The 11,946-nt window shown below is 36.4% G+C and carries 12 protein-coding genes and 1 other annotated feature; all 12 genes read right to left on the reverse strand.

All coding sequences use genetic code 11. The features are described from left to right. Positions 1 to 29: 29 nt before the first annotated feature. The 12 genes from BFA01S_RS10395 to BFA01S_RS10450 all read right to left on the reverse strand — a co-directional run bounded on the left by BFA01S_RS10395 (position 30) and on the right by BFA01S_RS10450 (position 11,884). A complete protein-coding gene (locus BFA01S_RS10395; protein WP_066229529.1) occupies positions 30 to 716 on the reverse strand; it encodes a response regulator transcription factor in 687 nt (228 codons plus the stop codon). Beyond that, a complete protein-coding gene (locus tag BFA01S_RS10400; RefSeq protein WP_066229531.1) occupies positions 713 to 2,161 on the reverse strand; it encodes a sensor histidine kinase in 1,449 nt (482 codons plus the stop codon). Before BFA01S_RS10400 ends, BFA01S_RS10395 begins: the two co-directional genes overlap by 4 nt. A 164-nt stretch (positions 2,162 to 2,325) precedes the next feature. Beyond that, positions 2,326 to 3,621: a purine/pyrimidine permease gene (locus BFA01S_RS10405; RefSeq protein WP_066229533.1), complete on the reverse strand. Its 1,296-nt coding sequence runs from the start codon at positions 3,619 to 3,621 to the stop codon at positions 2,326 to 2,328. A gap of 130 nt (positions 3,622 to 3,751) precedes the next feature. Next, positions 3,752 to 5,149, reverse strand: a complete 1,398-nt coding sequence (locus tag BFA01S_RS10410) for an NCS1 family transporter (protein WP_066229536.1) — start codon at positions 5,147 to 5,149, stop codon at positions 3,752 to 3,754. Between the two features lie 83 nt (positions 5,150 to 5,232). Continuing rightward, positions 5,233 to 6,600, reverse strand: a complete 1,368-nt coding sequence (gene allB, locus BFA01S_RS10415; protein WP_066229539.1) for an allantoinase AllB — start codon at positions 6,598 to 6,600, stop codon at positions 5,233 to 5,235. A 340-nt stretch (positions 6,601 to 6,940) separates the two neighbouring features. After that, complete coding sequence (locus BFA01S_RS10420; protein WP_066229540.1) at positions 6,941 to 7,612, reverse strand: GntR family transcriptional regulator; 672 nt, start codon at positions 7,610 to 7,612, stop codon at positions 6,941 to 6,943. A 181-nt stretch (positions 7,613 to 7,793) separates the two neighbouring features. Further along, positions 7,794 to 8,426, reverse strand: a complete 633-nt coding sequence (locus tag BFA01S_RS10425) for a YczE/YyaS/YitT family protein (RefSeq protein WP_066229543.1) — start codon at positions 8,424 to 8,426, stop codon at positions 7,794 to 7,796. 151 nt (positions 8,427 to 8,577) lie between these two features. Beyond that, entirely contained in the window at positions 8,578 to 9,009 is a 432-nt protein-coding gene (locus BFA01S_RS10430; protein WP_066229546.1) for a VOC family protein, read from the reverse strand. Between the two features lie 117 nt (positions 9,010 to 9,126). Next, positions 9,127 to 10,365: a tyrosine--tRNA ligase gene (gene tyrS, locus BFA01S_RS10435; protein ID WP_066229549.1), complete on the reverse strand. Its 1,239-nt coding sequence runs from the start codon at positions 10,363 to 10,365 to the stop codon at positions 9,127 to 9,129. Positions 10,366 to 10,410: 45 nt separating this feature from the next. Continuing rightward, positions 10,411 to 10,632: a binding site (T-box leader), on the reverse strand. 11 nt (positions 10,633 to 10,643) lie between these two features. Continuing rightward, a complete protein-coding gene (locus BFA01S_RS10440; RefSeq protein ID WP_066229554.1) occupies positions 10,644 to 11,156 on the reverse strand; it encodes a MarR family transcriptional regulator in 513 nt (170 codons plus the stop codon). A 75-nt stretch (positions 11,157 to 11,231) separates the two neighbouring features. Continuing rightward, positions 11,232 to 11,546, reverse strand: coding sequence for a DMT family transporter (locus BFA01S_RS10445; protein ID WP_066229560.1), 315 nt, complete (start codon positions 11,544 to 11,546; stop codon positions 11,232 to 11,234). Positions 11,547 to 11,548: 2 nt separating this feature from the next. Continuing rightward, positions 11,549 to 11,884 (reverse strand): DMT family transporter, encoded by a 336-nt coding sequence (locus BFA01S_RS10450; protein ID WP_066229562.1) that lies wholly within the window; start codon positions 11,882 to 11,884, stop codon positions 11,549 to 11,551. Positions 11,885 to 11,946 lie beyond the last annotated feature (62 nt).

Consider the following 11,946-nt stretch of genomic DNA (forward strand, 5'->3'; position numbering starts at 1 on the left):
GGAAAACCCCCACTGATAGAAGTTTCACTTTATACATTAAAGCGGTACCCTGCTCCCCAAACCGTTTCTAAAATTTTAGGTTCGGCAGGATCCCTCTCCATTTTTTCACGTAATTTCCTAATATGGACAGTAACTGTAGAAACATCAGCAGCAGAATCAAGTCCCCAAATACGTTCAAAAAGCTGTTCTTTGCTTAATACCTGGTTTGGATGCATCATGAGAAAGACTAATAAATCAAACTCTTTCGTTGTGAACGGAGTTTCTTTCCCATTAATATTTACTTTGCGTGATGACTTATCAACCGAAATTCCGTGGATAAACAATGTATTTGTTTTTATATTGTTTCCTGATAAACGGTCATAACGGGCTAAATGTGCTTTCACTCTTGCGACCAGCTCACTCGGGCTGAAGGGCTTCGTTATATAATCATCCGCTCCTAAACCGAGCCCACGTATTTTATCGATATCTTCCTTTTTAGCTGATACGAGTAAAATAGGAATATCCTTCACAGCCCTAATTTGTTTGCATATTTCAAACCCGCTCATACCGGGGAGCATAATATCTAAAATAATTAAATCGTAATTTCCCTGAATGGCCCGTTCAAGACCTGTATCCCCTTTATGTTCCATATGAACATCGAAATCATTAATTTCCAAATAATCTTTTTGCAGTTCTGCAATACTTATTTCGTCTTCAATTAATAATATTTTCTTCACATCTTCGCTCCTTTCTTCAAAGAAAAAGAAATAGTCGTTCCTTTTCCAGCCTCACTTGCAGCCCAAATATGTCCGCCATGTTCTTCAATAATCTGCTTTGTAATCGCAAGCCCTAAACCGCTTCCTCCTGTTTCAGAATTTCTCGATTGTTCCGTACGGTAAAAACGGTCAAATATATAAGGTAAAGCAGAATATTGTATTCCGCGCCCATTATCTGTTACTTGAACAATAACATCATCTTCTTTTTCATTTAAGGAAATAATAATCTTTTTTGTCTCTTTATCCATATACTTCACACAATTGCTTATCAAATTAGCAAGAACACGCTTTAATTTATCTCTGTCAGCTGTGACGGAAATAGAATTAGAGGCAAGCTGGAGTTCAATCTGAATCCCTTCCTGAAGTAGATCAAGATGAAGCTCCTCCACATAATCTTTCATATATTCTGCTAAATCGATCGTTTCGAATGAAAATGGTTCTTTTCCTAAGTCCAGTTTAGAAAATAAGAACAATTCATCTATTAATGCATCCATATTTTTTGCCTTTAAATAAACAGTTGTTAAATACTTATCCATTTTTTTCGGAGTATTTGCTACACCGTCTTTAATCCCTTCCACATAGCCTATAATCGAAGTAATAGGTGTTTTTAAATCATGTGAAATATTAGATAAAAGCTCTTTACGATTTTCTTCAAGCTGGAGCTGTAAATGGACAGATTCCTTTAATTTTAGTCTCATTTCTTCAAATGAGCGGTTCAATTGTCCAATTTCATCTTTGGAAGCAGCTTCTATTTCAAAATTTAAATCCCCTGTTTTTATCCGCTCTGCCCCTTCTTTCAAAATCGAAATAGGCCGAATAATACTTCTTGAGACAACATAATTTAAAAAGCCGATAATGACAATAAATAAAATTAATAATAAACCGAATAGAATCGGAAATAACTCCCGTGTCAGCTCAGCATATGAACTTACTTTTCTTAATACAAAAATACTCCCTTCACTATTATCTGAAAAATGAAAATCAAATTTCACATAGGTGAAAAAAAGATCGTCAATTTTAATCGTATCCCTCGTATTAATATTCGTTTCTTCAAATTTCGGAAGAGATGCAGCCAATACTTCTTTATGAAGAACAGATGAAGCATACTTAATATCTGAACCCTTCCTCACGATAATTGGAATATTCTTTTTTTCGATTTTTTTTAATTCTTCTTCCTCTAAAAGCAGTGGAGACTTATTTTTAGCAAGCAGTTTTAAATCAAGAAAAGCACTTTCCTCAGTTGCTGTTAACGGCTTTTGGGTATAAGACTTTTTATAAAACTGCTCAACTGCCTTTATGTCACCCGTTATAGTAAAAATAATGAGAAAAACAGCAGCCAGCAATAAAATAATGGAAATGATAATTACCCCAACATACGACAATAGAAATCTTGTTTTAATTGACATTATGAAACCTTTCTATTTCTAATTATGAATTATTTTGCAAGTAAAAAAACAATAACATATAAATATTAAATTTTTCTAAAAAATATATAAAATCTTTTATTTTAATGCAGGTATAAAAAAAGAAACTACTCATGAAAGAATAGTTTCCTTGTATGAATAAATAATTAATTAGTACGTGGTTCTTTCCATAATTGTTCTAAGAAAATAACGATAATCGTACCAACGAGCAGTCCGTTACTGCACACATACTGCAGAACAGATGGAAGTCCTTCAAATGCGCTTTCCGGCAAGAACATAATTCCAATACTAATTAACAGCGTAATTCCGAGTATTGTAAGTCTGCGCTGATTCAGCTCTTCTCTTAAAATAGATTGGAATGCAATTCCTATCATTTGTACAAATGTAGAAAAAAGCGCGGCACTCGCTACTGGGCCCGGAAGCAATGACAGGAAGTTAACGACAGATGGAATAAGTGCCATTCCTGATAACAATAAACTTGCCACTAAAAACATTCTGATTTTCCTCTGTCCTGTCAATTGAATAAATCCCGCTGATACCGGTAATGGAACAAGACCTACTGTAGAAAATGCAGATGTTAAGAAGTGAGTAATTCCTCCGGTTAACACGCCTCGATTAAGTTCCTTTTTCTCGTCTTTTTCAGATTTTGGAGCAACTTGTCTCGTAGCCGAAATCGCAGCAATAGAATTCGAAACTAAAAGAAATGTAAATAAAACAGCTGTCATAATAATCCCTGCGTTAAATTTTGGAGCTCCCCAAGCGAACAATTCTGGAAGTTTAACGATGGAAGATGACTCTGGAAAAGCATGAGAACCTTTTCCTAATAATGCATATATTAACCAGCCTAATGAAATTCCGATTAAAACAGCATAACTTTTAATCCATCCTTTTCCTTTTACTGATAAAATAATGACAAGTAAAAAGACAAAAAATGAAATTGCCCCTACTGTATAATCCGGCTTAACAGTATCCCCTTGCAGCCCGATCATTCCTTTTAAGAAAACACCGCTCAGCTGGAGTGCTAAAATTAATAAAAAAGTACCTGTTACTAAAGGAGTAAATAAAAATAATACCTTATGTACTAATCCAGTTGCTCCGAGAATAAGGAGTAGAAGTCCTGCAACTATAAATCCGCCTTCTAAAAGCTGTAATACTTCTTTCGTACTCTGTCCCTGCTGGATAGCAATATCCCCTAAAATAACAAAAACACTTACCCACGAACCAGCAGGCCCATCAGCAATAGGATACTTATGTCCAAGCCATCCCTGTATGAAAGAGCTGATCCCTACAATAAAGAAAGTTCTCTGCATTAACCCGGAAATTTCATCTATTGATAAATGAAATATGCCGCCGATAATAACCGGCAGAGCTACCGCGTTAGCAAGTAAAAAAATAAACCATTGCAAAATACTGAAACTACTGTCTAAATACCTTTTATTCATCTGTTTCACCTTTCAATTTTTTCTATTCTTATATACTATAATTAATAGTAGTCTTTACGCAACTAATTCCCATTAAATCATAGAAATTGCCCATTTCCATATAGAAAATGGGCAATTTTCATTTATAAAATTACTTTTCAAATATTGTACCCTTTTTAAATTCTGAATCTTTAAATGCATATTTCATTAGAAGAATATAAGAAATACCTGCAACAACAACACCGATAATCCAGGCAAGTTCTACTAATGTAAACGCAGCACCGGCACCGATTAGCATCGCCAGTATTGCCGCTGGATTATATCCTGCAAATTGACCGTCTTCTTTGTATAGATCGGCAATATTCACTTGTTGTTTTCTTAATATATAGTATTCTACTAAAAGGATTGAAACGATTGGTCCTAAGAATGCTGAATAGATAAGGATAAACATACCAAGACCTTTTGCTGAAGAATCTTGTACAAGCACCCAAGGGAATGAACCTAGTGCAAGAATCCCTGTTAAAACAACAGCAGGTTTATATTTCATTTTTGTCAGCAATGTAATAACATATGTCGGCGGTACAATGTTCGCCACCATATTTACTGCGACTGCACCAAGTACGATAAATGCAGATACACCCACTGTAATATAAGGGTTGTCCACTACGATGGCGAATGCTTTTACAGGATTTGAAATTCCAGTTGCTGAAGCAAGCATTGCCCCGATTGTAAGAACGAAACCATAAGCAACAACGATAGGCGAGAAGTATAAAAATCCGCGTTTCGCATCGCTGATACCAGTTTTAAGCTCACGTGAGTAGTCCGCTGCACTTAAGAAAATAGCTGCGTAATTTCCCATAAACATCATGATAAATCCAAAGAACGGCAAGCCCCATGAGCCTTTTGCATGAACCCATTTGTCTACAATCACATCGCTGTGAGAATTTAAAAGAACAACAAATACATAAACAAGTGCAAGCATAATAACGACAGACGCAATTGTTTCTACCCATGCGATTGCATGGAATCCGTACATAGACAGTACGATTTGAACTGCCTGGATGATTACGAAACAAATGACAACGTTATCAAAACTTCCGCCACTAACAACCTTTGCAATTTCATTTAAGGCCGTACCGCCAATCCAACTCTGGAAACCATACCAGACGATAGCGGGAATACCTCGCAGTAATGATGATATAATGGAGCCTTTTATTCCAAAGGACATTCTAAGCTGTACAACATATGGTATTCCAGTTCTATATCCAAGCCTGTCATTTAAAGCAAAGAAAAGAGATATAATACCAATTGCTATGGCAGCTGCGGCAAATGTCTGAAAGATGTTCAGCGTCGCTGTGCCTGCTACGATTAAGCTGGCTCCGAGTGTCATATTTCCTAAATTAACGCCGTCTCCTATCCACATAAATGCATAGGCAAGGGGACCTACTGTTCTCGCGTCTTCTTTTTTTGGATTTAACGACTCATCCACACCAGTGGAATGGTCGATTTCAGTCCCGTTTTTGATGTTTGTCTCTAAGTTTGTAGACATTTTGCCTCAACTCCTTTTTCCTTCATTAAAATTGAATCTTCAATGAGCGGGGACTATTATCCCCGCTATGTTGGATAATTTGTTTATTGTTTGTAAGTTACTAATTGTCCGACAGGTTCCCCGATAATCCCTTCATTCAGATCAAAAACAAGATTTCCACGGACATATGTTTTCGTCACCCGACAATTGATTTCTCTGCCGATATACGGGCTGTGCTGATGACGGTAATAAAGATCTTCTTTTTGGACAACATACGATTCATTTGGGTTCACAAAGATAATATCGGCATCTTTTCCTACCGCAATTTCTCCTTTTGCCGGCAAGTTGAAACGTTTAGAAGGATTATAAGCAATCATTCGGACAAAATCAGTCACCGGAACATTACGTTTCACAACCGCTTCACTAAACATTAAATCTACATTGTTCTGACAGCCGGTAATACCGCCCCATACTTCAAAGAAATTATTCGTTTCACTGTATTTCATCTCAGGAGGACAAGGCGAATGGTCAGAAGTTAACATATCAATGTCACCATTGATTAATTTCTGCCACAGTCTCTCCTGTGACTCTTCTGTACGCAACGGCGGTGCACATTTAGCAACCGGACCAAGCTCCTCTGACTGAGCAATAGTAAGTGTGAAATAATGCGGACAAGATTCGAGTGTAACATCCTGACCTTCGTTTCTCGCTTTGATGATTTCTTCTACAGCCTCTGCTGAACTAATATGGACTAGATGAAGCTTACAGCCTGTTTCTTTCGCTAAAAATAAAGCACGTTTCACCGCATCTACTTCCGTAAAAATCGGGCGGGAAACCGCATAATCTGTTGCGCTTGTTCTGCCTTGTTTCACCATCTCCTGTCCCATACGGTCTGTAATTTGAGCATTTTCAGCATGGATGGAAAGCATATGGCCAAGTTCGGCTAATTTTTTCATTCCTGTGTACAATGTATAATCATCCACATTGCTGAAATCTTCCGGAATATCTGATCCGCATGTAGACATGAAACATTTATAAGCGACAACACCTTCGTCAGAAAGCTCTTCTAACTTATCCAGATTTCCTGGCACAAGCCCTCCGTATAGAGCATAATCGACGTAATTCTTTCCTTTTGCCGCCTCTAATTTCAAGTGAAGAGATTCACGGTCAACCGTTGCAGGAAGCGCGTTTAACGGCATATCGACATAGCTTGTCGTACCGCCCGCAGCCAATGCTTTCGTTCCTGTGACAAAACCTTCCCATTCTGTTCTTCCCGGCTCACAAATATGGACATGTGTATCAATCATCCCAGGCATTACATATTGACCTTGAGCATCGATCACTTCAGAAGCTTCACTGTCAATCGTCTCCGCAATTGCAGAGATCTTTCCATCTTTCACAGCGATATCTACATTTCTTACTTCATCGCGGAAAACTACTTTTCCACCTTTAATAATAAGGTCATATTTCATATCAACTACCTCCTAGATTTTGATTTATGTCCTTTATGTCTCTGGCTGCATATTCAAATCACTTAAATTATTACTATAAATCACAACTGTAAGCGTTATCAAATTGGAGTATCAATTTTATTTCCAACAACTTTATATGACAATTTAAAATGAAACAATATAAGTATAAAGACCTTTTGTATTGTGTGGAATATTTAAAAATAGATAAACTCTATATGACCACTTTTTCAAACATCACCTCCCACAAGGTTACTAATGAAGATTCTTCCCCCTCCCTTTTCCTAAAGAAGGGATGAGAATCTAATTTTGGATAGAAAGTGTGTAATTGATAATATAATAATTATCCTTGATCAAAAATTTCTGAAAATGATGCTGGTATTTGAAGCTCCTCATTAAAATGAAGATTCTCCTCAATTTCCTGCAAATGCTCTGTTGCTAATCTCTCAGCTAAATCTTCATCTCTCTGTTTAATAGCATCAAAGATATGAAGATGATGCAGACAAGTGCTTTTTTCCTCATTTCCTCTTCCATAAATGGAAATAATAACATAAGTGAGGTTGATTAAATCTTCTAAGTATTTGTAAAAATAAGTATTACCTGCCAGTTCTGCTACTTTTAAATGAAAGTCTCCTGACATTTGTATCGCTTCAATATAATCGAGATCTTTGTATATTTTTAATTCATGTTGTACCATTTTTTCAAGTTCATCGAGCTGTTCTTTTGTAGATAAACGGCAGGCTCTGCGAACCGCCTGGGCTTCAAGAATTCTTCTCATTTCAAATACTTCTTTCGCCTCTTCTACAGATGAACAAGCAACAAATGCGCCTTTATTTTCAATGATCTTCACAAGTCGCTCGTAAGACAGTCTGCGGAGAACATTGCGGACGGGAGTTCGGCTTACCCCGAATGTTTCTGCAATTTCTTTTTCAACCAACTGTGTATTAGGCCGCAGTTTTTGATGAATAATCGCCTGCTTTATCTGTTTGTAAATTTCACTTTCCTTTGAATTCATCGATATTCTCCTTTTAAAGAAAACAATATTGGATTCAATATTGTATACAATTCTTTATATGAAATAGATTACACTACCTTTTTTAATTTTGCAACCGTTTTCTGAAAAATAAGTTAACTATAAATATTATAAAAAACTTGCAAATGAAAAGATGATTAGCAGGCTGCCAGCCGCTATTCATTCAGCTTTCCAAAACTTCTATTTCCTTCTTCTTTAACTTTTGAAAAAATGCTTGATGGAAAAACAAAGATCTTTGATAAATAGGACTGGAAATGAATGTGTAAATTAATGTTGTAAAAAATACTGGACCGCCTAGTAAAAATGCAATGACAACGACAATACTTTCTACGACAATTCTCATCCTGGCGATCGACCATCCGAACCTTGGTGATATAGCGAGCATAAATCCATCACGAGGTCCAGCTCCAAATCCTGCCGACACGTTCATTCCGCCGCTCATTCCAAACAGAGTGATACCGATTAATAAATAAATATAATCCGTCCACGTATTTGTCGCATCTGGAAGAATATTAGATGAAAGGATAAAATCGAGAAAAACACCTGTAAGAATAACATTAAAGAATGTACCGAGTTTTACATATTGCTTGTTTAATAGGAGGGTACAGGACATTAGAGTCATACCCGTAATGATATTCCACGTTCCAACGGAAAGTCCCAGCTTTTGAAAAAGTCCCACGCTCATTGCTTCCCATGGATATAAACCTAAATATTTTACTTTTACCATAATGGCTGTACTCAGGCTTAATAGAATAAGACTGATAGAAAAGAAAAGATAACGGCAGATTTGATACACTTAGTTGTAACTCCTTTTCGTATATGTTGATACTACAACTAAGTATAACAATTATTACAGAAAAATTAAGTTTTTTTAATCAAAAAAAGAAAGCTGCCGAAGCAGCCTTTTATTAATTAGTATATATAGGATGATTTCTGAAAATGAAAGATCAGCTTCCCTCATCAGTTTGTGTTGATACTTGCCATTCTATTCCAAACTTATCTGTTACTTGACCGTATAATGGACTCCAAAATGTTTCTTGAAGTTCCATATTCACTTTTCCATCTTCTTTCAATTTATTAAAAATTTCTTTTGCTTCTTCTGTTTCGCTTATTGTGATCGCTATTGTTATTTGTGATCCGATTTGGTAAGGCTGGCCTGGAAAAGTATCAGAAAGCATTAAGTTTGTACCGCCAACTTTTAATTGTGCATTCAATATACGGTCTTTCGCTTCTGCAGGAGTCGGATATTCAGGATTTTCAGGCATATCTCCAAAAGTCTGAACACGAAGAACTTCCGCTCCTAATGCATTCTCATAAAATGCAATTGCTTCCTTTCCATTGCCGTTAAGAACTAAATAAGGGTGAAGATCTAAAATCATAGTAAACACCTCTTTTAAAATTATGTAATGAATCAAAAAGAACATATGTTCTTTTTGATTCTAGCATATTTTTCATAAAGCCGCAATCTTAATTTTCCCTTATAAAATAAAAGTTAATCAATCCATCTTTATTTGAATAAACTTTCTCTTTCCAACTTGCAGAATTAAATTGTTTTCTATCATTACCTCTAATTGTGTATCCCCTATTTTTTCTCCATTTAGTCGTATTCCGCCATTTTCGATCATTCTTCGTGCTTCACTTTTTGATTTCTGCAAATCGAGTTCTACAAGCAGGTCAATAATGATCATTTTATTTGCTCCCTTCCAATGAACAGAAGGGATTTCATCAGGCATTGCCCGCTCCTGGAACACTGAGATAAATTGCTGCTCCGCCCGCTCTGCTGCTTCTACTCCATGATACATTTTGACAATCGTCTTACTTAAGAGCATTTTAGCATCACGTGGATGAATAGTTTCTGCAGCAAGTCCTTCTTTTATCCTTTGTTTCTCCTCTAAAGGCAGATCGGTTGCCAGTTCGAAATACTTTATCATGAGCACATCAGGAATAGACATTGCTTTCCCGTACATTTCCTGTGGACTTTCATCAATACCAATGTAATTTTTCTTTGATTTTGACATTTTCTCTACACCATCAAGCCCTTCTAATAAAGGCATTAATAATGCAACCTGCTTCTCTTTATCAAATTTCTCCTGAAAATGTCTTCCCATTAAAATATTAAAATATTGATCTGTGCCGCCTAACTCAATATCTGTTTCTAATACGACAGAATCATAGCCTTGCATAATCGGGTAGAAAAATTCATGAAGAGATATCGGTTTTCCAAGAGCGATGCGCTCTTCGAAGTCATCTCTTTCAAGAAGTCTTGCTACTGTTATTTTCCCGGCTAATTGGATAACCTCTTCAAAATTTAAGCGGGACAGCCACTCAGAATTATAATGCAGTTCCACTTTTTCCATATCCAATACTTTACCGAACTGGTCAAAATATGTTTTCGCATTATGCTTTACTTCTTCATCAGTTAATTGCTTTCTTGCTGTAGATTTTCCAGTCGGGTCCCCGATTTTTCCAGTGAAATCACCAATAAGTAATTGAATAATATGGCCATTCTCCTGAAATTGCTTTAGTTTATTTAAAACAACAGTATGGCCAAGATGCACATCAGGTGCCGAAGGGTCTAAACCGAGCTTAATTTTTAAAGGCTCGTTCAATAAAATTGATTTTGCTATTTTATTTTTTAATTCTTCTAAAGGAATGATATCCTCCACACCTTGCGAGTAAATCGCAAATTGTCTTTCCATTTCTTTTAATTGTTCAGCTGATAATTGTTCCAACATGTCTATTCCTCCTGAATTTTAAAATAAAAAAAACACGCCCCTATACAAAGGGACGTGGATTGCTGTTAGCACGCGGTACCACCCTTACTTGAAGAATACAATTCTTCCGCTCATTCGATTAACGGCTCGTCCGTTCTTTGCTACTTTTGTTCACAAAGAAAGCTCCAAGGAGGTAATTCACGCTTATCTTTGTATCGATTCACACCAGCCATCGACTCTCTGTCATCAGGGAGATAAGTCGCTACTCATTCCTGTCATTGCTTTTAGCTATTATTTAATTAAAAATCATTTTCTCTAATTACTCGTCTTAGAAGCTCCGCAATATATTTTTGTTCCTCCTCATTTAAGCCAGAGACAATCTCCTTCTCTTTCTCGTGGAATAGAGGATATAATTCAGACATTAATTCTCTTCCTTTTTCAGTAATTTCCACAAAAACATTTCTTCTATCCTGCTCATCCGTTCTTCTAAAACAAAGCTCTTTTCTCTCCAGTGTGTTCGTAATATTGCTCACTGTTGCCTTTGTTACCCCTGCAGACTCAGCCAATTTCTTCGTCTCCATCGCATTCCAAATCCATAGATCATACAGCATGGAGAAGGCTGTCCATGATAAACCTTGTTCCGAAAGAACTTCCCTCTCCATCTTGACCCTCAGTCCTTGGGCAGTACGGTAAAGATTTGTCACAACCGCAATCGCATCTAAGTTCAACGAATCAGCTCGTATATGAGACAGACGGTTAATTGTATCTATTTCTTCAGGAAGCAATTTTCTTTTTTCATTATAATGAGACATTTCAGCACATCTTTTCTTTAAATCGTTAGCTATGAAACGATTTTAACAGAACTTTTTTTATTACACAAGTCTTTATTAAGATACCGCTTTTAATCCTGTCACACCGATAATAATGAGCAGAACACTAATGATACGTGATTTATTCTTTGATTCACCGAAAAAAAACATACTTATTAAAACCGCGCCAGCTGTTCCAATACCAGTCCAGACTGCATAGGCGACAGCCACTTGTAAGTAATGAAATGAAGCATATAAGAGAGCAAAAGAAATACCAAACCCAGCTAAAAGCAGCATGCCATTTTTAAACGTTTTTTCTTTACTGTATCTTTCAAGACCGACTACCCCGATCATTTCACTGGATGCCGCTAAAAAAACAAATAACCATCCCATCTTCACGCAACCCCTTCCGTCTCATTATTATGAGCCAGTTTTAAACCAACGACACCTGTAATAATAATTCCTATAAATATAATCTTTCCTATGTTCAAATGACCTCCAAAAAAGAAAACATCCATTAAAGCAGCACCGGTCGTTCCCGCACCTGCAAAAATAGCATATACTGTGCCGGTCGGCAGATTTTCACAAGCCTTTGACAGAAAATGAAAATCAATTAGAATAACAAATACAATGATGACCCAATGCCACCACACAGAAGCTGTATTAAAACCGAACACCCAAATTAATTCAAAAATACTCGTTAAAATAACGTATAACCATGATTTATTCATTTTATCTCCCTCTTCATGACTGACTATCAGTCATTTTTGTACATGCAAAGCTCAACTAGCTC

Origin of the sequence: Metabacillus fastidiosus NBRC 101226 (assembly GCF_001591625.1) — a bacterium.
Taxonomy (GTDB): domain Bacteria; phylum Bacillota; class Bacilli; order Bacillales; family Bacillaceae; genus Metabacillus; species Metabacillus fastidiosus.